General features: G+C 68.2%; 20 protein-coding genes and 1 pseudogene. 12 read left to right on the plus strand and 9 right to left on the minus strand.

What is annotated here, in order from left to right; genetic code table 11:
* Position 1 precedes the first annotated feature (1 nt).
* Together glgX and treY are read left to right on the plus strand one after the other, a co-directional pair.
* Complete coding sequence (glgX, locus tag GPX89_RS33160; protein WP_157391696.1) at positions 2 to 2,113, plus strand: glycogen debranching protein GlgX; 2,112 nt, start codon at positions 2 to 4, stop codon at positions 2,111 to 2,113.
* 11 nt (positions 2,114 to 2,124) lie between these two features.
* Complete coding sequence (gene treY, locus GPX89_RS33165) at positions 2,125 to 4,533, plus strand: malto-oligosyltrehalose synthase (RefSeq protein WP_157391697.1); 2,409 nt, start codon at positions 2,125 to 2,127, stop codon at positions 4,531 to 4,533.
* A 41-nt stretch (positions 4,534 to 4,574) separates the two neighbouring features.
* Here the strand turns inward: treY and GPX89_RS33170 are convergent, their stop codons facing one another.
* On the minus strand, positions 4,575 to 5,270 hold the full coding sequence (locus tag GPX89_RS33170) for an MBL fold metallo-hydrolase (RefSeq protein ID WP_157391698.1): 696 nt from the start codon (positions 5,268 to 5,270) through the stop codon (positions 4,575 to 4,577).
* A 107-nt stretch (positions 5,271 to 5,377) separates the two neighbouring features.
* Between GPX89_RS33170 and GPX89_RS46045 the strand changes: the two are divergent.
* Positions 5,378 to 5,449, plus strand: a pseudogene (locus GPX89_RS46045) (CGNR zinc finger domain-containing protein); the annotation flags it as partial.
* Between the two features lie 17 nt (positions 5,450 to 5,466).
* Here GPX89_RS46045 and GPX89_RS46050 read toward each other — a convergent pair.
* Genes GPX89_RS46050 through GPX89_RS33190 form a run of 3 tightly spaced genes read right to left on the minus strand, consistent with a single transcriptional unit; the run spans position 5,467 to position 6,791 of the window.
* The gene (locus GPX89_RS46050; protein ID WP_328602584.1) at positions 5,467 to 6,183 is read right to left on the minus strand and encodes a hypothetical protein; all 717 of its coding nucleotides are present in this window, start codon (positions 6,181 to 6,183) and stop codon (positions 5,467 to 5,469) included.
* A complete protein-coding gene (locus GPX89_RS33185; RefSeq protein ID WP_328602585.1) occupies positions 6,080 to 6,517 on the minus strand; it encodes a PEP-utilizing enzyme in 438 nt (145 codons plus the stop codon). The genes GPX89_RS46050 and GPX89_RS33185 overlap by 104 nt, the downstream gene beginning before the upstream one ends.
* A 4-nt stretch (positions 6,518 to 6,521) precedes the next feature.
* Positions 6,522 to 6,791 (minus strand): hypothetical protein, encoded by a 270-nt coding sequence (locus tag GPX89_RS33190; RefSeq protein WP_157391699.1) that lies wholly within the window; start codon positions 6,789 to 6,791, stop codon positions 6,522 to 6,524.
* Between the two features lie 103 nt (positions 6,792 to 6,894).
* Between GPX89_RS33190 and GPX89_RS33195 the strand changes: the two genes are divergently transcribed.
* Entirely contained in the window at positions 6,895 to 8,103 is a 1,209-nt protein-coding gene (locus GPX89_RS33195; RefSeq protein ID WP_157391700.1) for an FAD-dependent oxidoreductase, read from the plus strand.
* Between the two features lie 40 nt (positions 8,104 to 8,143).
* On the opposite strand, the gene GPX89_RS33200 is transcribed toward GPX89_RS33195, so the two are convergent.
* From GPX89_RS33200 to GPX89_RS33210, 3 genes are all read right to left on the minus strand, one after another.
* On the minus strand, positions 8,144 to 8,899 hold the full coding sequence (locus tag GPX89_RS33200) for a PhzF family phenazine biosynthesis protein (protein WP_157391701.1): 756 nt from the start codon (positions 8,897 to 8,899) through the stop codon (positions 8,144 to 8,146).
* Between the two features lie 61 nt (positions 8,900 to 8,960).
* The gene (locus GPX89_RS33205) at positions 8,961 to 9,281 is read right to left on the minus strand and encodes a hypothetical protein (protein WP_157391702.1); all 321 of its coding nucleotides are present in this window, start codon (positions 9,279 to 9,281) and stop codon (positions 8,961 to 8,963) included.
* Between the two features lie 83 nt (positions 9,282 to 9,364).
* Positions 9,365 to 10,522 carry a DUF2235 domain-containing protein gene (locus GPX89_RS33210; protein ID WP_157391703.1) on the minus strand — a complete coding sequence of 386 codons (1,158 nt, stop codon included), beginning with the start codon at positions 10,520 to 10,522 and terminating at the stop codon, positions 9,365 to 9,367.
* Positions 10,523 to 10,712: 190 nt separating this feature from the next.
* Between GPX89_RS33210 and GPX89_RS33215 the strand changes: the two genes are divergently transcribed.
* Positions 10,713 to 11,390 (plus strand): response regulator transcription factor, encoded by a 678-nt coding sequence (locus GPX89_RS33215; RefSeq protein WP_235948722.1) that lies wholly within the window; start codon positions 10,713 to 10,715, stop codon positions 11,388 to 11,390.
* Between the two features lie 10 nt (positions 11,391 to 11,400).
* Here the strand turns inward: GPX89_RS33215 and ilvA are convergent, their stop codons facing one another.
* Positions 11,401 to 12,756 (minus strand): threonine ammonia-lyase IlvA, encoded by a 1,356-nt coding sequence (gene ilvA / locus GPX89_RS33220; RefSeq protein WP_328602586.1) that lies wholly within the window; start codon positions 12,754 to 12,756, stop codon positions 11,401 to 11,403.
* A 235-nt stretch (positions 12,757 to 12,991) separates the two neighbouring features.
* Here ilvA and GPX89_RS33225 point away from each other — a divergent pair, with 235 nt between their 5' ends.
* Entirely contained in the window at positions 12,992 to 13,333 is a 342-nt protein-coding gene (locus tag GPX89_RS33225) for a hypothetical protein (protein WP_157391704.1), read from the plus strand.
* Positions 13,334 to 13,461: 128 nt separating this feature from the next.
* Here the strand turns inward: GPX89_RS33225 and GPX89_RS33230 are convergent, their stop codons facing one another.
* A complete protein-coding gene (locus tag GPX89_RS33230; RefSeq protein ID WP_157391705.1) occupies positions 13,462 to 13,899 on the minus strand; it encodes a nitroreductase family deazaflavin-dependent oxidoreductase in 438 nt (145 codons plus the stop codon).
* Positions 13,900 to 13,986: 87 nt separating this feature from the next.
* On the opposite strand from GPX89_RS33230, the gene GPX89_RS33235 reads away from it, so the two are divergent.
* The 6 genes from GPX89_RS33235 (at position 13,987) to GPX89_RS33260 (ending at position 21,696) form a co-directional block, all read left to right on the plus strand.
* Complete coding sequence (locus tag GPX89_RS33235) at positions 13,987 to 14,205, plus strand: hypothetical protein (protein ID WP_157391706.1); 219 nt, start codon at positions 13,987 to 13,989, stop codon at positions 14,203 to 14,205.
* 84 nt (positions 14,206 to 14,289) lie between these two features.
* Positions 14,290 to 14,922 carry an MspA family porin gene (locus tag GPX89_RS33240; protein ID WP_157391707.1) on the plus strand — a complete coding sequence of 211 codons (633 nt, stop codon included), beginning with the start codon at positions 14,290 to 14,292 and terminating at the stop codon, positions 14,920 to 14,922.
* A gap of 70 nt (positions 14,923 to 14,992) precedes the next feature.
* Positions 14,993 to 16,969: a hypothetical protein gene (locus GPX89_RS33245; protein WP_157391708.1), complete on the plus strand. Its 1,977-nt coding sequence runs from the start codon at positions 14,993 to 14,995 to the stop codon at positions 16,967 to 16,969.
* 1 nt (position 16,970) lies between these two features.
* A complete protein-coding gene (locus GPX89_RS33250) occupies positions 16,971 to 18,485 on the plus strand; it encodes a hypothetical protein (protein ID WP_157391709.1) in 1,515 nt (504 codons plus the stop codon).
* On the plus strand, positions 18,482 to 19,954 hold the full coding sequence (locus tag GPX89_RS33255; RefSeq protein WP_157391710.1) for a glycosyltransferase: 1,473 nt from the start codon (positions 18,482 to 18,484) through the stop codon (positions 19,952 to 19,954). Before GPX89_RS33250 ends, GPX89_RS33255 begins: the two co-directional genes overlap by 4 nt.
* The gene (locus GPX89_RS33260; protein WP_235948724.1) at positions 19,951 to 21,696 is read left to right on the plus strand and encodes an ArnT family glycosyltransferase; all 1,746 of its coding nucleotides are present in this window, start codon (positions 19,951 to 19,953) and stop codon (positions 21,694 to 21,696) included. Before GPX89_RS33255 ends, GPX89_RS33260 begins: the two co-directional genes overlap by 4 nt.
* The last annotated feature ends 3 nt before the right edge of the window (positions 21,697 to 21,699 follow it).

Genomic DNA, 21,699 nt, shown 5'->3' on the forward strand with positions numbered 1-21,699 from the left:
CATGCCTCCCGCGACCCCCGGCACCACCGCGCTCGGTGTCTGGCCGGGGACCGCCTATCCGCTGGGCGCGACCTATGACGGCGCCGGGACCAATTTCTCGGTGTTCTCCGAGGTGGCCCGGCGGGTGGAGCTGTGCCTGATCGACCCCGACCACCGCGAGACCCGGGTGCCGCTGGACGAGGTCGACGGGTACGTGTGGCACGCGTACCTGCCCGAGATCACGCCGGGACAGCGCTACGGTTTCCGCGTCCACGGCCGCTTCGATCCGGCGAAGGGCTTGCGCTGCGATCCCAGCAAGCTGCTGCTCGACCCCTACGGCAAGGCGTTCGAGGGCGATTTCGGCACCGATGCCGCGCCCTACAACTACGGGCAGAACTCGCTCGGACACACCATGACCGGGGTGGTGATCAACCCGTATTTCGACTGGGCCGACGACCGCCCGCCGCGGCGGCCCTACCACGAGACGGTCATCTACGAGGCACACGTGAAAGGCATGACCTTCACGCATCCGGACGTGCCGCCGCCCTTGCGCGGAACCTTCTCGGGCATGGCGCATCCGGCCGTTCTCGAGCACCTGCGGACGCTGGGCGTGACCGCCGTCGAACTCATGCCGGTGCACCAATTCCTCGACGACCGCATCCTGCTCGATCGCGGCCTGCGGAATTACTGGGGCTACAACAGCTTCGGCTATTTCGCCCCGCATCGCGGATACGCCGCGGGCCACTCCCCCGCCGCCGCGGTCAACGAATTCAAGGCCATGGTGCGAGCGTTCCACGCCGCCGGGATCGAGGTCATTCTCGACGTGGTCTACAACCACACCGCCGAGGGCAATGAATTCGGCCCGACGCTGAGCTTCCGCGGCCTCGACAATGCCGCGTATTACCGTCTGGTGGACGGTGATCCGCAGAATTACATGGATTACACCGGCACCGGCAACAGCTTCAACATGGCCCACCCGCACGCCCTGCAACTCATCATGGATTCGCTGCGCTACTGGGTCCTCGACATGCACGTCGACGGTTTCCGCTTCGACCTGGCCGCCACCCTGGCTCGCGAATTGCACGATGTGGACCGGCTTTCCACCTTCTTCGACATGGTGCACCAGGACCCGGTGGTGAGCCAGGTGAAGCTGATCGCCGAACCGTGGGACGTCGGCGAGGGCGGCTACCAGGTCGGCAATTTCCCGGTGGCCTGGACCGAATGGAACGGCAAATACCGTGACACCGTGCGGGATTACTGGCGCGGGCAGCCCGCGACCCTGGGCGAGTTCGCCTCCCGGCTCACCGGGTCCTCGGACCTCTACGAGGCCACCGGCCGCCGCCCCAGCGCGAGCATCAATTTCGTGACCGCCCACGACGGTTTCACCCTCGCGGATCTGGTGTCCTACAACGAGAAACACAATGACGCCAATGGCGAGGGCAATCAGGACGGCGAGAATTACAACCGCTCCTGGAACTGCGGCATCGAAGGCCCGACGCAGGATCCGGAGATCCTCGCCCTGCGCGCCCGCCAGACGCGCAATCTGCTCGCCACCCTGCTGCTCTCGCAGGGCACGCCCATGCTGTTGCACGGCGACGAATTCGGCCGCACCCAGCACGGCAACAACAATGCCTACTGTCAGGATTCACCGCTGTCGTGGATGGACTGGACACTCATGCACACCAATGCCGATCTGCTCGAATTCACCCGGCGGACGGTCGCGTTGCGCGCCACGCACCCGATCTTCCGCCGCCGCCGCTTCTTCGATCCGGCGCCCGTTCAGGACGGCCCCGGTGACATCGCCTGGTTCACTCCCGGCGGCACCCGCATGACCGACGCGGACTGGAAGACCACCTTCGCGCGCTCGCTGGCGGTGTTCCTCAACGGCGACGGCATCCACGAGCCGGGACCGCGCGGCGACCGCGTCACCGACGACTCGTTCCTGCTGTGCTTCAACGCACATGACGCGGCACTGGATTTCACGCTGCCCGACGCCGCGCACGGCAAGTCCTGGTCGATCGCCCTGGACTGCTCCACGCCGACGGGATATCCCGCCGCCGACACCGCCCGCCCTGCCGCCTCGACCGTGCAAGTGCCCGCACGCTGTCTGCTCGTGTTGCGCCGTACGGCATGATCGATACCGCCATGACCAGCTCGCTCGAACACCACACCGGCCCCATCGCCCGGCAGACACCCGTGCGCAGCACCTACCGCCTGCAGCTGCGGCCCGACGCGCTCACCTTCGCGGACGCGCGCTCGATCGCCGAATACCTGCAGCAGCTGGGCATTTCGCACCTGTATCTGTCGCCCGTCATGACCGCCATGCGCGGCTCCACCCACGGCTACGACGTCACCGACCCGACCACGGTGTCGGCGGGACTGGGCGGGCCGACCGGACTCAAGGCCCTCTCCGACGAGGTGCGCAGCCGCGGCATGGGTTTGATCGTGGATCTGGTGCCCAACCACGTGGGCGTCGCCGACCCGCAGCAGAACCAGTGGTGGTGGGATGTGCTGCGGCACGGCAAGGAATCCCAGTACGCCTCCTGGTTCGACATCGACTGGACGCCGGGCAACGGGTCTGGCGGGCGCATCGCGCTGCCGGTGCTGGCCGGGGAGAACGATCCGGCCGCGCTCACCGTGGACCGTTCCGGCCCGGAACCGATGCTGGCGTTGCACGATATGCGCTTCCCCATCGCGCCGGGCACCGACGGCGAGAACGCCCTGCGCATCCACGACAAGCAGCACTACCGGCTGGTCAACTGGAAGTCCGGATTGTGCGGGTACCGCCGCTACTTCACCGTCGGCGGGCTGGCCGCGCTGCGGCAGGAGAATCCGGACGTCTTCGAGGCCACCCACCGCGAACTGGCCGCCTGGTGCGAGCACGACCTGATCGACGGTGTGCGCGTGGACCATCCGGACGGGCTCACCGATCCGGCCGAATACCTGCGGCGGCTGCGCCAGCTCATCGGCCCGGCACGGCTGCTGCTGGTCGAGAAGGTGCTCGCCGATCGCGAACCCCTCGACGCCACCCTGCCCATCGACGGCACCACCGGCTACGACGCCCTCGCCGAAATCGGCGGCGTGCTCATCGACCCGGACGGCGAGAAGCAGCTGACCGAGCTGTCGCGCCAGTTCACCGGGCACGGCAGCGACCGCGCCTGGTTCTTCGAGCAGGAGCACCGGATTCGCCGCGCGGTCGCCGAGACCATGCTGGTGCCGGAGGTGCGCCGGCTGGTGGCCGCCATCAAGCGCGATGCCCGCGCCGACGCCTTCGACACCATGGCGCTCACCAATGCCGCCATCGAGGTGCTGTCCTTCATGCCGGTCTACCGCACCGACTACGCGCCGCTGGCCGGCACGATCGGCGCGGTGGTCGCCGACGTGGCGCGGCGCAATGCCGAGCTCACCGCGCCGCTGCAGGTGCTGGTGACCGCGCTGTCCCTCGACGGCGAGGCCGCCACCCGCTTCCATCAGGTGGGCGGCGCCATGACCGCGAAAGCGGTGGAGGACACCATGTTCTACCGCGCCGCGCGGCTGGTGTCGCTGCAGGAGATGGGCGCGGACCCGGCCCGCTTCGGCCGCTCGGTCATCGAATTCCATCTCGCCAACGCCGAGCGCGCCGCCCGCTGGCCGGCCACCATGACCACGCTGTCCACCCACGACACCAAGCGCGGCGAGGACGTGCGCGCCCGCATCGGGATGCTCTCGCAGGTGCCCGACATCTGGGCGCGCTCGGTGAGCACATGGGAGGAGATCGCGCCCGGGCCCGACGGCGCGACCACACTGTTCCTGCTGCAGAACATGTTCGGCGTCTGGCCCGCCGACGGCCGCCCGGCCGCGGCCGTGCAGGGCCTGCGCGAACGGCTGCACCAGTTCGCGGAGAAGGCCGTTCGCGAGGCGGGCACCCAATCCTCCTGGGAGGAACCCGATATCGAGTTCGAGACGGCGGTGCACCGCTGGATCGACACCGTCATCGACGGGCCGGTCGGGGCCGAATTGGGGGAATTCGTCAACGATCTGGCCGCGCACGCCTGGACCGACTCGCTGGCCCAGAAGCTGCTGCAACTGTGCGGGCCCGGCATCCCCGACATCTACCAGGGTTGCGAACTGTGGGAGGACTCCCTCGTCGACCCCGACAACCGCCGCCCAGTCGACTTCACCCACCGCACCCTGCTGCTGCAATCCCTCACCGGCACACCGGATCTGGACCCCTCCGGCGCGGTCAAGATGTGGATCACCGCCTACGCCCTGTGGCTGCGCCGCGAACGCCCCGACTGCTTCGTCGGCGGCACCTACGTCCCCCTGTTCGCCGCCGGCGACCGCGCCCACCACCTGCTCTCCTTCGCCCGCGGCCGCCGCGGCGAAACCCCCGAGGTGATCGTGGCCGTCACCCGCCACTCGATCCGCCTCGACGAAGCGGGCGGCTGGTCCGACACCGTCCTCGATCTCCCCCAGGGCCATTGGACCGACCGCCTCACCGGCCACACCTTCTCCGGCCGGGCCCGCCTGGAAAAACTCTTCGCCCGCCTCCCGGTCGCCCTCCTGGTCCGCTGAGCGGTTCCGGACGCCCGCGATGGCCGGTGCCCGGGCAGGCCTCAGCGGGCCGCTCCGTGACTGCGCCATGCGTGCAGGGCCGCGGCGGTCAGCACGTCCCCGTGGCCGACGCAGAGGACGTCGGCGTCGAGTTCGCTCAGTCGACGGGCGGCCGCGTCGACCGCGGCGCTGTCGAGGTTGAACACACCCGGCATGGTGACACCACCGACATTGGCGAGCGTGTCGCCGGTGAACAGCACCCGATGGTGCGGCAAGTACAGCGCCAGACTGCCCTCGGTATGGCCGGGAACCGCCAGCACCTGTGCGCCGCCACCGAATTCGAGCACCTCGCCGTCGTGGATCTCGCGGTGCACCGGGGCCGGACGCGGGGCCGGGCCGAGCTCGAGGGCCTCGGCGATCGGTCGTTCCCACTCGCGCAGGACCGGAGCCGGCTGCGGGCGTTCGCCCCGCACGATGTCGGCGTCGGCGTGATGCACCCAGATCTCGGCCCCCCACTCGGCGAGATCGGCTGCCGAACCGATGTGGTCGTCATGGGCGTGGGTGAGAATCACCCGCCGCACCTGGTCGCGGGTGAATCCCACAGCGCGCAGCCCTTTTTCGATCTCCCCCGCGGTCCCGGGCAGACCGCTGTCGATCAGGGTCACCACGCCCGCGTCGTGCCACACGTACACGTTGAGGTCGTTGACCTGGGCAAACCGTAGCGCTGTCAGCTGCGGCAATACGGATACGATCTCCATGCACCGGACCCTATCCACAACCGATCGAGCTTCCCCACCCGATCTGCCCTGAGCAGAAAAGTCAGTACAACCACGCCCCCGACGCCCCCGACCTGGTCTCCTCGCCGCTGCTCGCACGGGTCCGACAGTGCGCCGGAACCGATTGCGGAGCACTGTTTCTCGACACCTCACGCCCGGGTCAGCGGCGCTGCGCCTGCTACGGGGCGGCTCCCCGATCGATACCCAGCGTGGCAATCAGGTCTTCATGCAGTTCGAACCAGACCCGGTGGGCGGAATCAGTTGTGGTGCCGACAATCATCTCGGGATCGCAGACGGCCCGGGAGAGCGCTGAGGCGAACCGTGTGTCGTAACCGGAGAATCGGGCGAGGTGTTCGGTGAGCCGAGTCGTCATCGGCACCAATTCCTGTGCGAGGCTTTCCAGTTCGGCGAGGATTCGAGCGTCGTGATCCGCGTCGTCGTGATCGTTGTCGCGCATGCCGCCGTCGGGAAGAATTGTCAGCTGCCATGCGGTGCATGCCTTCACCAACCGTTCGTTGAGTGGGAGAAACATGCGATAGACCTCTTCCACCGACGATTTCGCCCCGCACTCGGCAAGTTCGCCGGCGAGCAGTTGCTCGTTCTCCCCGCGCCCGCGCGCCGTGAGCGACCACCCCGCGTCCGTCGCGAATCGGAAGTGGCTGATCCAACCGCGCTCCCGGAAATCCCGGATGTGCGACTCCGCGAGGCCGAGGGGCAGGTGAAATCTGTCGGCGACGGCTTGCGTACCCACGAACCCTCCGAGGCGGATGGCATGCAACGCGAGCAACGAACTACATGAGACGTGAGTCATCGGGGACTTGCCTTTCGTGTCGAGTCGCCACGTCGGATGGAGCGGCATCAACTTCGGATCGAGCGAGCGCACGAATATGGCCACCGGTCCCATCGACCGAGACGAGCCGATGATCCGCCAAGGCCGCCATCGCCCCCTCGACTGCCACCACGGCTGGAATCCCGTACTCGCGGGCGACGATTGCGGCATGGGACAGAATTCCCCCGGTTTCGGTCACCACCGCGGCGGCAAGGCCGAGAAGCACTGTCCACGACGGATCGGTGGTACGACAGACGATGACATCGCCGGGCTCGACCGTGTCGAAGTCGTCGACACCGCGCACCAGCCGGACCGGACCGGAGACAACACCACCGCTCGCCGGGACGCCGGTGACGATCGACAGGCCCGGGGTCACGATCTTCTTCCGTTCGCTGTGCACACCATCACGATTCGGCTCCTCGCGGTCGTTCTCCGGCACGTGTCGAGAACCGCTGCTGCGCGGCCTGTCGGGATACCCCGAGGCGCATACCGATTTCCGTCCAGGACATGCCCGCACGCCGGGCCTGGTCCACGAAACAGCCCAGTAGCTGATCGGCGACCCGCAACCAGTGCGCCGCGAGAATCACTCCCGCCGCCAAGCGATCCAAGCGGCTATCGGGGTGGGCGCGCTCGATCGCGGCTATCACATCGCCCAGCGGTACTTGTCGAACCATAGGTCAACTAGTAGTTGACGTTCATTCGTACGTCAACTACTAGTTGACGGTACGGCGACAGCTCGTCGGCTGTCGTCGACCGTCATCGATTCAGGAGATCGCAATGGACGCGCTCGAGAACACCACGCATCGACCCGCCGGGACATCGACCCGGCGGGCGGTCGTCGCCGGCGCCGGCATCGCCGGTTTGGCTGCCGCGCTGCGACTGCATCAGCACGGCTGGGAGGTCGTCGTGGTCGAACGCGCACCGAGCCGGCGCAGTAGCGGTTACCTGGTGAACCTGCACGGACCCGGATTCGCCGCCGCCGAACGGCTCGGACTGCTCCCGGCGCTGACTTCGCGCGATATCGGGTTCTTCACCTCGATCCTCGTCCACGCGGACGGCCGCGAGAAGCTCCGCGTGCCCGCCGCCGTCACCGAAGCCGCGGTCGGGAACCGGGCGCTGAGCCTGTTCCGGGGTGACCTGGAGTCAGCGCTGTACGACGCCGTGGCAGACGTCGCCGAATTCCGCTTCGCCACCACGGTGCGGGCCATCACCCAGAGCTCCGCCGAGGTCGTGGTCACCCTCAGCGACGACACCCGTCTGCACGCCGCGCTCCTCGTGGGCGCCGACGGCGTGCACTCCCGAGTCCGCGAGCTCGTCTTCGGCGCCGAGTCCGACCATCTCGTCGACCTGGGCCACATGGTCGGCGCATTTCCGCTGGACGCGACTCCCGAGCGGATACCCGAAGGTCACGGAACCACCTATATCGGCCCCGGACGCACTGCCGCGGTAATGAATCTGGGACCCGAACGCTCTTCGGCGTTCTTCACCTACCGTTGCCCCGACCCGGGCGCCGAACTGGCTCTCGGAGTCGCACCCGCCCTCACCCGAGCGTTCGGGGATCTGGGCGGCGGTGTCGCCGACGCGCTGCGGCAACTCGAGACCGACCCCGCCTCCGTCTACTTCGACTCGGTCGGTCAGATCGTGATGGACCGTTGGAGTCATGACCGAGTCGTGCTGCTCGGCGACGCAGCCTGGTGCGTCACGGTATTCGCCGGTTACGGTGCCGCCCTCGCCCTCGACGGTGCGGATCGGCTCGGCGCCGCACTCGCGGCGCACGGCGACGACATACCGGCCGCACTCGACGCCTGGGAGACGTCGTTGCGCCCCGAAGTGCACAAACGACAGGCCTTGGCCCGGAAAGGAATCAGCCGATTCGCCCCGTCGTCACGCACCCAGGTGTGGGTCGGCGAGCTGATGCTCCGCGCCATTCAGCTTCCCGGCATCCGCAGCCTCGTGAGACGCTCCATCCAACGCGCCAACAACTAGCCGGTCGCCGCGCCCGGCGACCGCGCTCCGCATCGCCGCCTCAGTTCGAAAAGCCGTGCAGCTCACCGGATGCCACCGTGACCGCTCGACCGGCCAAGCCCACCCGGTCGCCACGATGCCGCATCCGCACGATGCCGCCACGCCGCGACGCCTGTTCGCCGACCAGTTCCGTCCGGTCCAAGTGGGCCGCCCAGTAAGGGGCCAGCGTGCAGTGCGCGGAGCCGGTGACCGGATCCTCGGGCACGCCGACCGCGGGATAGAAGGCCCGGCTCACCATGTCGATCCCGGGCTTGTCGCCGGGTGCAGTGACGATCACGCCTCGCGCGTCCCACTCGGAGATCAGCGCCAGATCCGGTTGGACGGCCCGGACTTCGGCGGCGGAACCGACCCGCACCATCACATCGGACACGCCGCGGCCGACGAACTGCACCGTCACACCCGGCAGGGCCTTCTCGACCTCCAGGGTGCACGGTTGGGGTGGGTCGGCGGGGAAGTCCATGTGGATCCAGCCGTCGTCGACGCGGCAGGTCAGCGCGCCGCTACGGGTCTGGAATACGTGATCACCGCCGAGTACGTGGGCGGCGGCCAACGTGGCGTGCCCACAGAGGTCGACCTCCGCGGCCGGGGTGAACCAGCGCAGCCGATCACCGTGCACGAACGCGGTTTCCGAATGTTTGAACTCGGCGGCCACCGCCTGCATCCAGGTCTCGTCGGCGGGAGCGTCGAGCAGCACGACGCCGGCCGGGTTGCCGGTGAACGGAGTATCGGTGAAGGAGTCGACCAACCAGTAGCGCATGGCGCGAGAGTATCTGTCGTGGAGCCGATCTCGGGCGCACCCCACCGGCGCGTGGTGAGACTCATCGGCCATCGATGACCGAACGAGCTGCGGTCCAGACGTTTTCGAATTCGGCGGCGGTCATCTCCTCGAGAGGATCGCCCGAGAGGTCCCGGTCATCGGCACTCTCCTCCGCAAGCACACCGAATTTGCTCTCGTAAGACTGAACCGCGCTGATACCCCCGACATCGCGCGCGTGGACTACTTCGACGAGCGATGCGGCGACGACAGGGTGACCGTCTCGACCGCTCAGGTTGACCTGGCGGTTCGGCCGACCGTGGTCGTCGAGTTCGATCAGGAGCCAGACATCCTCGTCTGCGTGATAATCGCGAATCCATCGCATCCGACAAGTATCACGGCGGCCGGGCACAGCTCTTGGCACTCGCCGTAATCGTGAGGTTCGGAAGATCACAGCATGGCTGTCAGCTAGCTCGAGAGCACCTGGGGGGCCGGGCGCGGGATGGGGACCAGTTCGATGGGCTCGATCAGATCCGGGGGCACCGGCACGCGGCTGTGCTCGCACCATCGGTGGATATTGGCCGGGCGGTAGCCCTTTCGATCCGGGACGGTCGAGGCGAGGAAGCTCTCCTCGTCCTCGGGCTGCAGCAGTTTGCGCCACGAATCCCAGTAGAAGCGCGGGCTGCGCCAGCTCCCGGCCAGGCGCGCATAGTTCAGCACCCGGAAACCGAGGCTCAGCGAATCGTGCAGGTGCGTGGCATCGAACGGGCAATCCCGCAGCAAGGTGTCGAGGCGGTCGTGATCGAAGGCCAGCCCCTCGGCCTCGGCCTCGGCGATCATCCAGCGCAGCGTAATGTCGGACAGCCCGCAGTCCTGGTAGCCGCCGCCGATATCGCTGTGCACGCCCTCGAACCAGACCTGCTTCACCCGATCGGGCCGGTCGTAGAGCCCCTTCTGCTCGGCCGGGATCTCCCACAGGCAGGGCGCGAACGCCCGCCGGCGCTCGTCGATGGCCAGCGCCTGCCGAGCGCACAGCACGATCTTCGAGAGCCGCACATCGTGGAAGCGGTGCTTGCGGGCGGTCAGACCCGGCACGCCCATCGCGCCGACGGTGTCGAAGACGCCGAGAAAGTTGATGGTCGGCCGCTGCGGATAGCAGTGCTCGGCACGGAACTCCTCCCACTCCGGCGGATCCGGATCGTCCGGATGCTTCTTGCGGGTCCGGTAGATGTCGAGCGCCTTGGGGTACTCGCCGTGAATCATGGCGTCGTACTTCAGGATTCCGAGCCGGTTGATCATGCCAGCCAGGCTGCGCGCGGTGTACGCGCCCCGGCTGAATCCGAAGATGTAGATCTCGTCGCCCGGCTCCCAGTTCAGCGCCAGCTGCCAGTAGGCCGCCGACAGATTGGCCTCCAGCCCGAGGCCGAAGGCCCCGCCCAGCAGCCGGTCCGACATGAATCCCCGCGAGCCGGGCCCCGACACGTAGTAGATGCGCTGACCGACGGACTTCCCCTCCCTGCCCGCTCCGGTCAGCCGCACCGTCTCCGCGATCTTGACGATGTTCGACACCGTCGTGCTCGACTCGGCTTTCCAGGTGCCGTCACAGCACACCACCAGCCTTTTCATGAACGTCAGCCTCCCGTCCTGACCGTTCGGTTTCACGCGTAGTGAACTACCCGATTTATCGTCACCCCGTCACGCACCCGTTAACCCGGAAACGTAACCGCTCGAGTACCCGCGCGCACCCTGTTAACACCCGGCGGTCGCTCCGCGATCGCTCACGATTCGTTCATGATCACTGTGGCACCGTATGCCCATGTCCGACGATGGAATGAGCGCCCGCCGCGTATGGGTCCTGGTGTGTGAGGACGACGAGCAGCTGGGCGAACGGGTCGCGGACGGACTGCGGCGAGCCGGATTCCTCGTCGATCTGACCCGGAATCTTACGCAGGCGCGCGAGCAGTGCGGAGAGCGGCTCTACGACTGTCTCATCGTGGACCGCGGGCTACCCGACGGCGACGGGCTGGATCTGGTTCGGCGGCAACGGGAATCGGGTGATCTGACACCCGCGTTGCTGATCACCGCCCGCGAGAGCGCCGCCGACCGCACCGAGAGCTACGCGGGCGGCGCCGACGACTACCTCGCCAAGCCCTTCGCGCTCAGCGAGCTCGCCGCCCGGGTGCGGGCGCTGTGCACGATCCGCAAGCCCCAGCCGACGCCGGTCCTCACCATCGGGGACCTCGTGGTCGACCGGCTACGCCGCCGGGTCCGCCGCAGCGGCATCCTGCTCACCGTGACCACGCGCGAATTCTGCGCGCTGGAATTGCTGGCCGCCCGCGCCGGAACCCTGGTCACCCCGGCCGAGATCGCCGCGTTCTGCAGCGACCCCGGCTCGCCCCTCGGAGTCGACGAGGTGATCACCCGCCTGGACCGCAAACTCGGTGAACCGCAGATCATCCACAGTTCGGCGGCGGGTTATCTGCTCCACGCCTGAGCGGCGAGGCTCAGGTCAGGTATCGGTAGGCGGGCGAGTTCGGATCCAGGCGCTCGCACTGGATCGGGGCCTTGTCCATGCGTTCGAGCAGCGGCTCGAGACCCGCGGGGGTGCCCAGTTCGATGCCGACCAGCGCGGCGCCGGTCTCCCGGTTGTTGCGCTTGACGTACTCGAAGACGGTGATGTCGTCGTCGGGCCCGAGCACCTCGTCCAGGAAGCGGCGCAGCGCGCCGGGCTCCTGCGGAAAGTCCACCAGGAAATAGTGTTTCAGCCCCTGGTGCACCAGCGAGCGCTCGATCACCTCGCCGTAGCGGGAGACGTCGTTGTTGCCGCCCGAGAGCAGCACCACCACCGTCGAACCCGGCTCCACCTCGATCTCGCCCAGGGCCGCGGTCGCCAGCGCGCCCGCGGGCTCGGCGACGATGCCCTCGTTCTGGTAGAGGTCGAGCATGGCGGTGCAGATCGCGCCCTCGTCCACGTGCATCATGCGGAAAGAGCCCGCGCCCGTGCGGGTTTCGGTGCTGGTCAGCAGCGGCAGCGAGGCGTGCGAGCGGACCGCGCCGCCGAAGCGCACCACCGCCTGGTAGCCGACCCCGCCGACCCGGCGCACGGCCGCGCCGTCCACGAAGGGGTCGATCTCGGGCAGCGTCACCGGGCCACCGGCCACCAGCGCGGCGGTCATGGAGGCCGCACCGGTGGGCTCGGCCGCGAGGATCGCGGTCCGCGGCGAGCGCTCGCGCAGGTAGGTGGCGATGCCCGCGAGGCACCCGCCACCGCCGACCGGGACCACCACCAGATCGGGCTGGCGGCCGAGCTGTTCGAGGAATTCGGCGGCGATGGTGCCCTGTCCGGCCGCGGTGCGCGGGTCGTCGAAGGGCGGGACCATGGTGGCCCCGGTGCGGGCCACGTCGTCGGCGGCGGCCGCGGCGGCCGCGTCGTAGGTGTCGCCGGTGGCGATGAGTTCCACGAATTCGCCGCCGTGGACGCGGATTCGGTCGCGCTTCTGCTTCGGGGTGGTGGTCGGGACGTAGATGCGGCCGCGCACGCCCATCGCCTTGCACGCGAAAGCCACGCCCTGCGCGTGGTTTCCGGCGCTGGCGGTGACCACGCCGGCGGCCTTCTCGGCCTCGGTGAGCTGGACCATGAGGTTGTAGGCGCCGCGCAGCTTGTAGGAGCGCACGGCGGTGAGGTCCTCACGCTTGAGGTAGACCTCGGCCCCGGTCAGCGCCGACAGCCGCGGAATCCGTTGCAGCGGCGTCGGCTCGATAATGTCCGAAATTCGCTTGGCAGCCGCATCGATCTCGTCCGCGCTCAGTTCGGGCAGCGGATTGGACACTTTCTCTGCTACAGCAAGCGGATCAGACACCCGAACATGCTAGCCGGGGGCATGCGCCGGGCTGCGGGCAGCGCCGATTTCGGCGCGGATCGTCCGAATAACCGCAAGCGCGCTCGGTGATAGAGCCGACACCACCGCCCCGAGCTGGACATCTGACCAAACGTCCGGCAGGAGGTGTCGCCTCCGCTTTGTGGCTTGCGCAAACTCATAGCTAACGTCGATGGCAGCGCTCGACCCGAGAACGAACCAGAAAGCCACAAGCCTGATGAATTTCCGTAAGCCCGTTGCCATTACGCTGACCGCCGCCGCCATCACCGCGGGCATCGCCGCGGGCACCGCCACCGCGTCCGCCCAGCCGCTGGAGCTGCAGCCGGTCGCCACCAACCCCGAGGCCCAGAACCACGATCCGCTGGCCAACGGCGCCGCCGCAGGTGCGGGCATCGGTGCGGCGTCGGGCGCGATCCTCAGCCTGCCGGCCATCATCATCCCGGGCATCGGCTCGGCCGCGGTCGGCAGCGCGGCGCTCAACGGCGCGCTCATCGGCGGCGTCGTCGGCGCGGTCACCGGCGCGATCGCCCCCGACGTGGTCCCGCAGATCCTGCCCTGAGGCACCCTCGATCGCTGAAAATGCCCCGGCCACAATGTGACCGGGGCACTTCTTTGATCGAACACGGTTTTCTCGACCGCCGGGCTTCCCGGTGTCGTTTGCAATCAACACAGAGCGGCGGGCGACGGTCAGGAGCGGGGAGTCAGGACGAAGACCGGGATCTGACGGTCGGTCTTCTTCTGGTACTCGGCGTAGTCGGGCCAGACCTCGACGGCACGCTTCCACCACAGCGCCTTCTCGTCGCCGGTGACCTCGCGGGCGTCGTAATCCTTGACCACATCGCGGTCGCGGAGTTCGACGTGCGGGTCGGCGACGATGTTGTGGTACCAGACCGGATGCTGGGGCGCGCCGCCGCGAGACGCCACGATCGCGTACTCACCGTCGTGCTCGACGCGCATGAGCGGGGTCTTGCGGAGCTTGCCGCTCTTGTTGCCGCGGCTGGTGAGCAGGATGATCGGCACGCCTTCGTGGTCGCCGCCCACCGCGCCCCCGGAATTCTCGTACTGCTCGGCCTGTTCGCGGGCCCAGTCGGAAGGACTCGGTTCGTACTCTCCGATTAGTGGCATGACGTGCTCAACCGCCAGCCGCCGTGTGTTGTTCCCGACACCAAGTTTCGGTTGCCCGAACTTTGTCCACCCGGCTACCCTGACCGTATGGCAGTGGTTAACCCTACGGACACCGAGCGGTCGCCCTCGGTCGCCACCGTGGACATCGCCGGAACGGCGTGGCCGGTCTACAAGCTGGAAGCCTTGTTCGCCGGTGTGGTGGTCTGCCTGATGCTCGCCCTGATCACGGGCTCGATCCAGCTCGCGGTGCTGGGCGCGAGCACGGTCGCGGCCCTGCGCTGGCTGCTGGGGATGACCCGCCGCTGAGGTAGGTCTCTCTTCCGTTAAATACGACCTACCGGTCCGTGTCTTTCGGGCGATTCATGCGTTTTCTCTATTAACTTGATCCGCATGCGGCTGTCCACCCTCGGCGTTCTGCTGTTGTCCCTCGGGGCCGCGCTGTATTCCACGCCGCCCGCCCAGGCCGATATCGTCACCCTCGCTCCGCACGAGCGCACCTACCAATCCACCTTCGGCAGCTTCACCGTCGGCGACCGCGACGAGTTCATCAATCGCATCGCGCCGTTGAACCAGGTGGGCACCACCCGTGAGGCCCTGGTCAGCAATATGTCCTACGCCCGGGTCGACGGCATCGCCGGCGGCCAGCTCAAGACCGGCTACCACGTCGGCTGCTCGGTCACCCTGCCCACCGGCAGCCTGGGCGCGATCCCGCAGGTCTACGTCCCCAGTGGAAACGTCCCCATCCCACCGGGACCCGGCAGCAACCCCGCACTGCAGATCATCGGACCCAACATCCAGGTGCCGATGACCATCAACCTGTCCCCCGGCGAGGTCAAGGACCTCGAGGTCGCGACCAAGGACCTCATCCCGGGCAAACAGGTCCAGGTCATCGTCCGCGACTTCCACATCGCCGTGAACCAGTGCGCGGGCCCGGTCTCCATCCGGCAGTACACCTACGTCTACGCGAAGTCCGCCGAAACCGACGACAGCGGAGCGGTTTTCGGCGATCCCACCTGGCTCTGAACCGAACAGGTCTCGGCCCGCGCCGCACCCACGCTGTCCCCCAAACCCTTTGTCCCCTGGGAGCCCCAGCATGACTTCGTCCTCGCTCGCGCCCCGCAGGTGGTCCGGACTGCTCGCGACAACGCTCGCCCTCACGCTGACGGCACCGCCGATGATCGTCGCGATCGCGCCCGCACCGCTGGGCCTTCCGACCGCCGCCGCCGCGCCGGCGGATCACCCGATCCCGCTGCAAAGCCTGGGGCTGGGCAGGACACTGCAGTTCCCCGGACGCGAGCACGAGGTGTCGCTGACTCTCCCGCTGCTGCCCGGCCTCGTGCCCGTCGCGCTGACCGGGACCGTGCAATTGCCGCCCGCCCTCGCGCACGGCACCTTGGAGACCCGGTCCGATCAGCGTCTGCTGGAGCGGATCGGCGTGCCGACGGATCCGCGTGCGCCCATTCGGATCTCCCTGGCGGGCGCGCGCGTGGAGGGCAACGCCGTCAGCGTGACGCTCGCCTCCTCGCTGCTGCCCGAGGCGGGCATCTGCCCCGACGACTGGACCGGCCAGCCGTTCACCCTCTCCGATGCGGCGGTCGTCTACTTCGGGGAGGAGCGACAGCCGACCACGGTGGCGGAGTTCCTGCCGCCGGTGCTCGAGCGGCTGACCATGTACCTGCCCTCGAACCCGTCCGGCATCGAGAGCGCGGCGGTCCTCGCGCTGAGCACGGCCGCCACCGCCCGCTACGCCAATCAGCCGGTCGCGGTGGACATCCGACGACTGGATTCGGGCGCGACACCGCCCGACCATCCGCCCGCGTTCCTGGAACGGCAGGTCGTGATCCGCGAGGGCGATCCGGAGCTGCGCGTCACCCCCGGTCCGGACCCGGTGCTGATGATCTCCGGCGACAAGGATTCGCTGCCCACCCAGATTCGTTTGATCACCAGCGATCTGGCGCGGGCGGCCATGGCCGGATCGGCCACCGCGCTCGGCGTGCCGGTCGCACCGCAGCTCGCCCCGGAGTCCACCACTCTCGCCGCGCTCGGGCAGTCCCGGCTGAGCGCGACGGCCATCGGCTCGGTGCGAATCGAGTTCGCCATCGATATGACCCGGCTGGGCCGCCCGTCGAAGAATGTGCGAATTCACCTGCGCGGCAACCACACTCCCCTACCGGAGACGTTGAACGGGCAGGTGGCGGTGACGGTCGGCGACCGGCAGATCGCGGCCTGGCCCGTGCAGCTCTCGGGCCGCTTCGACGAATGGGTCACCATCCCCGCCGAGCTGCTGACCCGGTTCACCACGGTCGCGGTGACCCTGCAGCCGGCGGGCCTGACGCACGGTTGCGGGCTGGAACAACCGATCACCTTGACCATCGATCCGGACGGCGAGGTGCGCGGCGAGCTCGCGAAACCACCGGTGCCGGGCGGACTGAGCGCGGTGCCGCAGGCCCTGCTGCCGGATGTGCAGGTGGGTCTGCAGACACCGGGATTCGCCGACACCGTCAGGGCCGCACAGATTCTCGTGGCCGTGCAGCGACTGACCGCGGTGCCGCTGCGGCCGGAGCTGGTGTCCTTCGATACGGCGGTCCACAGCCAACAGCCCGCCGTGCTGGTGGCCCCGAACGGCGAGGTGCCGCAGTCCATCACGCTGCCACTCGAGCGCAGCGGCGACACCTTGATCGTGTACGGCGACGACGCCGACCTGGAGACCAGGATCGATCTGCGGCCGCCGCTGCAGTTCGGCTCTCTGCAGGCCACCTGGACCGGCAAGCGCACGGTCGTGGTCGGTACCTCCACCCAGGCCCCGGACCACCTTGATCGCCTGCTGAATTGGCTGCTCGCCGACCCGGATCGATCCTTCCGGCTCTCGGGTCCGGTGCTGCTCCAGGCGGGTGACCGGGAACCGGAGTTCTTCGACCCCGCGGCCGGTATCGCCGCACAGGTCGCCGCCGGCAAGAGCGACTCCCCCATCCCGCTCGGCCGTAGGCTCGCATTGGGCGGCGGAGTGGCGCTGATCGTGGGACTGCTTGCCGCGGTCGTGATCCTGTTGCCGCGCCGGCGTTCTCGCTGATATGAGCATCACCGCGAGTCTGGAGGCGCAGCAGCGGGCCGGACGCGTGTGGCGCGGTCCGCAGTGGCGCACGATGGTGGGGTTGGTGTTCGTGTTGCTGTGCACGCTGGTGGCGTTCGGCTACACGTGGCTCGAGCTGCTCGGCGACATGCGCCACGACTCCGATATCGGCTACGTCTTCGTGCTGGCGGTGGTCGCGACCTTCGCGGCCGTCGGTGTCGCGCTGCGGTACCGGGGCGAGCTGCCCATCTACGACCGGCAGACCGACATCATCGTGGGGCTGCTCGGGCTGGGATTGACGGGCGCGCTGCTCAGCCTGCTGGTGCTGCGCTATCCCTATCAGTACGAGGTGCTGCACCTGGATCTGGTCGCGGCGCCGCTGTTCCTGATGAGCGTGAGCGTCCTGGTGTTCGGGCTGCGGCCGGTGTTCCGGTTCTGGCCCGCCTGGCTGCTGGTGCTGCTCACGGCGGCTCCCACGCCGTATCGCCAAATGGTGACCGTGTTCGGCGGCAGCAAGGTCGCCGAGGGCGTGGCGGCACTGGTGCTCGGTGCCATGGCCGCGGCCATCGGATCCGGGCGCACGTGGCGACGGGCGCTCATGGCCGCGGTCCTCACCCTCGTACTGGGCGCGGTCGCGCTGGCGGTCCTGTGGCGGTGGTTTCCGGACATGTCGCTGTTCGCGTACCAGGCCGTGCCGACCATTCCGGCGGTGTGCGCCACGACCGCGATCATGTACCTGTACCACCGGAACTGGTCCACCGTGAAGCCGCTGGACCGCCCGGTACGCCCGCTCACCGCGGCGCGTTCCCGCGCCGCGATCACGACGGCGGTGGTGGCGACCGCGCTGATCGCCCCGATTCCGTTGCCACACGACTACGTCGTGGACTATCCGGACCTCGCCGGGCTGGTGATCAGCGAGGCGCCGGGCGTACCGCCGGGCTGGGAGGAGTTCAGCCGACGCGAATATCCGTGGGCACCGCGATTTTTCGGCCCCGGCACCTCGTGGACCCGCAGCAGCCTGGTGGCGCAGCGCGGTAACCCGGACTGGGACAAGGAATCCCGTCGCCGCCGGATCGTGGTCGACGTCGAACGCTCGCCCAACCCCAACGAACTCGAACGGCATCCCCAGTTCGTGCTGTACCGGCTCATTCAGCCGCGGATCAGCGCACCTGTCCGAATCGACCTGGGCCACGGCATCACCGGCCGCCTCAATACCGTCGTCGACGACCGGCGGCTGCTGAGCTGGACTTGGCTGAGCTGGCGCTGGCGCGGCCACGGCGGCGCCGAACTCGTCAGCCTCATCTCCGCCGACAATCACCTGCCGGACGCCGAATTCCCCCAGCCCGAGCCTTCTGTCCTGCGCAATGCCGACAATCTGCTGCACCAGATCCTGCGTGGCAATGCCGTGACCCTGGACCCGGAATCGGAGAAAGACGATACCGAATCCGAATACAAGGACCAGGACATGCTGACCAGTCTGGCGCGCTCGATGGTCGCGATGGGAGGGGACGAATGACGGGCGAACTCCCCGGATTGGCGACCGAGGCCGAGCGGGCGCACGCCTTGCACGAGGCGGTGCACGGTTTGCGGGAGCACGATCCGATGGCCTCGGCGTCCGTGGCTTTTCTACCGTGGCAACGCAATACGGCGCTGGCGATGGTGGCGACCGCGGTGATGTGCGCGGTGTTCTTCCCGTTGCAGACGTTGATCGTGGCGGTGGCGGTCTGCACCCTGGGCTACAGCGCGGTGCTGGTGGATCGCGTGATGATCTTCGCGCGCGGGATGTCCCGCGACGCCATTCTCACCGTCGATGACGACACCGCCCGTGCCGTACCGGATTCCGACCTGCCGCCCTACACGATTCTGGTCCCGGCCTACGGCGAACCCGAGGTGGTCGGCGATCTGATCACCGCCCTCAACGGCCTGGACTATCCACGCGCGAAGATGCAGGCGCTGCTGCTGCTCGAAGAGGATGACGCGCCCACCATCGAGGCGGCGCGTGCCGCCGGAATCGGTTCCGACGGCAGCGAACACATCACCATCGTGCTGGTCCCGGCCGCCGATCCGCGCACCAAGCCCAAGGCGTGCAACTACGGATTGCACGCGGCCACCGGCGATATCGTCACCATCTACGACGCCGAGGACATCCCCGATCCGCTCCAATTGCGCCGGGTGGTCGCGGCCTTCCGGACCTTGCCGCGGTCGGTGGTGTGCATCCAGGCGAAGCTCTCCTTCCACAACGCCCGGCAGAATCTGCTGACCGCCTGGTTCACCATGGATTACGGCCTGTGGTTCAGCTTCCTGTTGCCGGGGCTCATGCGCTCGAGCGCGCCGATCCCCTTGGGCGGCACCTCGAATCATTTCCGGCGCAACGTGCTGGTGGCCATCGGCGCGTGGGATCCGTACAACGTCACCGAGGACGCCGATCTCGGGGTGCGCATCGCGGCGCGCGGATACTCCACGGCCGTCATCGATTCGGTCACCCTCGAGGAAGCCAACCCGGACCCGATCAACTGGATCCGGCAGCGCTCCCGCTGGTACAAGGGCTATCTGCAGAGCTGGCTGGTGCACGTGCGGCGGCCGGTCGAACTGTGGCGCAAGATCGGGCCGGTGAGCTTTCTGCGGTTCACCCTGATCCTGGCCGGCACGCCGATCATCGCCTGTCTCAATCTGGCGTTCTGGTTCATCACGATGGCGTGGGTGTTCGGGCAGCCCCGGGTGATCGAGGACATGTTCCCGGCCGCGGTGTACTTCCCGGCGCTCATCGCGCTGGTGCTGGGCAATGCGGCGACGGTGTACATGAATCTGGTCGCCTGCCGGGAGAACGGTCGGCCCGACCTGCTGGTGGCCTGCCTGGTGTCACCGATGTACTGGCTGCTGATGGCGATCGCCGCCACCAAGGGCTGCTGGCAGCTGCTTCGCAATCCGTCCTACTGGGAGAAGACATTCCACGGTCTGGGCACCTCGACGGAGGCGGCGGAATGAGCATCGCGACCAGTGCACGGGTGGACCGGTCCGATACCGGCCCCGCGGCCACGACCGTGGGCGAGTCACGGTCCGGCGCGCGCGTCGCACGCTATCTCTACGCCGCGTGCGCGCTGCTGTATCTGATCACGGGCACGTTCCTGACAGCGGGCCGCGGCTATCTGATGGGCGATGCGCTGAGCCGGGTGTCGGCGACGGAATCGGCGCTGTTCAGCCGTGATCCGCATCTGTCGGCCATCGGCTTCGTGTTCACTCCGCTCACCTCGCTGGCCCAGCTGCCTTTCGTGGCGGTGCAGCCGTGGTTCCCCGGGGTCACCCGCTGGGGGCTGTCGGGAGTGCTGATGACCGCGCTGTTCATGGCGGGCGCGGTGGTCATGATCTGGGGCATCGGTATCGATCGTGGTGCGCCGCTGTGGCTGTGTGGCCTGGTGACGGCGGTTTTCGCGCTGAATCCGATGGTGGTGTTCTACGGCGGCAACGGGATGAGCGAGGCGCTGTTCCTGTTCTGCCTGTGCTGGGGGGTGCGCAGGCTCATGCGCTGGGTGCGCACCGACGGGGTGCACGATCTGGTGGCGTGTGGCATTGCGATGGGGCTGGGCTATCTGACCCGCTACGACGCGTTGGCGCCGGCGGCCACGGCCGGGGGGTTCGTCTTCGCGGTGAGCTACCTGCGGCGGCGCGGCGGTGAGCATCGATTCAGCGGAGCGGCAATGGATCTGGTGCTCGTCGCCGCGCCCGTGATCCTGGCCTTCCTGGTGTGGGCCGACACCAGCTGGCTCATTACCGGGGAAGCGTTCCAGCAGTTCACCTCGCAGTACGGCAATTCCGCGATCCTGTCGCAGTCCGGTGCCGAGGCGCCGAGCCATCCGATCGCCGCGGCGCAGTACTCGATCGGGGCGACGCTGATTCTCGCGCCCGCGCTGCCGCTGCTGCTGCCGGTCGCCGGGGCGCTGGCCCTGCGGCGGCGCGATCTGCAGCCACTGGTTCCCATGCTGCTGTGCGGGTCCGTGCTGGGCTTCCAGACGCTCAGTTACGCCATGGGTTCGACTTTCGCGTTCCTGCGTTTCTACGTGGCCGCGATTCCGCTCGCGGCGATCCTCGTCCTGGTGCTGCCGCCCGCTCGCGGGAGCGCACCGACCCGCCGCCTCGGTGCGTACGCCCCGGCCGCCGACTCACCGGTGGAGCGTGCGGCCGCATCAGCCGGGGCGGTTCCGGTCTTCGGCACGGCACTGGCGGCGCTGCTGCTGCTCGCCTCGCTGCCCGCGACCGCGCTGGGTATGAACAGTCAGCTGATGGCCGTGCAGGAGTACGCGCTCGGCGCGGTGCTGTTTCCCGATCCGAACAATGTCTCGCCCAAGTACAACGACGAGGCGCGCATCGCGGCGACCTTCTCCACCGAACGGCGGCTGGCCGAATATCTGGACGCGAAGGAGCTGCCCGCCGGCACCATCGTCATGGACACCGTGTACGGATTCGCGATACAGATCGCCTCGGCGTATCCCGAGCGCTTCGTCATACCCTCCGACCGCGATTTCGTCCGCACCCTCAATCGCCCCCTCGAGCACGGCGTGAGATACATCCTCTCCGTGCCGAATTCCGGGCGCGGCACCTCCGACGCGGTGAACCGCCGCTATCCGACCATGTACGAGAACGGTGCGCAGATCGCCACCCTGGAGCTCGAGATACCCAATGACGGTGCCGGACAGCCGAACTGGCGGCTGTACCGGGTGATCGGCGGCTGAGCG

It is taken from the genome of Nocardia terrae, from assembly GCF_009760405.1.
GTDB lineage: Bacteria > Actinomycetota > Actinomycetes > Mycobacteriales > Mycobacteriaceae > Nocardia > Nocardia terrae.

Coding starts and splice junctions, on each gene's coding strand:
- GPX89_RS33170 (WP_157391698.1), bottom strand. CDS start 5,270: ATGGAGATCGTATCCGTATTGCCGCAGCTGACAGCGCTACGGTTTGCC.
- GPX89_RS33190 (WP_157391699.1), bottom strand. CDS start 6,791: ATGGTTCGACAAGTACCGCTGGGCGATGTGATAGCCGCGATCGAGCGC.
- GPX89_RS33235 (WP_157391706.1), top strand. CDS start 13,987: ATGGCAGTGGTTAACCCTACGGACACCGAGCGGTCGCCCTCGGTCGCC.
- GPX89_RS33215 (WP_235948722.1), top strand. CDS start 10,713: ATGTCCGACGATGGAATGAGCGCCCGCCGCGTATGGGTCCTGGTGTGT.
- GPX89_RS33255 (WP_157391710.1), top strand. CDS start 18,482: ATGACGGGCGAACTCCCCGGATTGGCGACCGAGGCCGAGCGGGCGCAC.
- glgX (WP_157391696.1), top strand. CDS start 2: ATGCCTCCCGCGACCCCCGGCACCACCGCGCTCGGTGTCTGGCCGGGG.
- GPX89_RS33250 (WP_157391709.1), top strand. CDS start 16,971: ATGAGCATCACCGCGAGTCTGGAGGCGCAGCAGCGGGCCGGACGCGTG.
- GPX89_RS33245 (WP_157391708.1), top strand. CDS start 14,993: ATGACTTCGTCCTCGCTCGCGCCCCGCAGGTGGTCCGGACTGCTCGCG.
- GPX89_RS33210 (WP_157391703.1), bottom strand. CDS start 10,522: ATGAAAAGGCTGGTGGTGTGCTGTGACGGCACCTGGAAAGCCGAGTCG.
- GPX89_RS33195 (WP_157391700.1), top strand. CDS start 6,895: ATGGACGCGCTCGAGAACACCACGCATCGACCCGCCGGGACATCGACC.
- treY (WP_157391697.1), top strand. CDS start 2,125: ATGACCAGCTCGCTCGAACACCACACCGGCCCCATCGCCCGGCAGACA.
- GPX89_RS33225 (WP_157391704.1), top strand. CDS start 12,992: ATGAATTTCCGTAAGCCCGTTGCCATTACGCTGACCGCCGCCGCCATC.
- GPX89_RS33230 (WP_157391705.1), bottom strand. CDS start 13,899: ATGCCACTAATCGGAGAGTACGAACCGAGTCCTTCCGACTGGGCCCGC.
- GPX89_RS33260 (WP_235948724.1), top strand. CDS start 19,951: ATGAGCATCGCGACCAGTGCACGGGTGGACCGGTCCGATACCGGCCCC.
- GPX89_RS33200 (WP_157391701.1), bottom strand. CDS start 8,899: ATGCGCTACTGGTTGGTCGACTCCTTCACCGATACTCCGTTCACCGGC.
- GPX89_RS33205 (WP_157391702.1), bottom strand. CDS start 9,281: ATGCGATGGATTCGCGATTATCACGCAGACGAGGATGTCTGGCTCCTG.
- GPX89_RS33240 (WP_157391707.1), top strand. CDS start 14,290: ATGCGGCTGTCCACCCTCGGCGTTCTGCTGTTGTCCCTCGGGGCCGCG.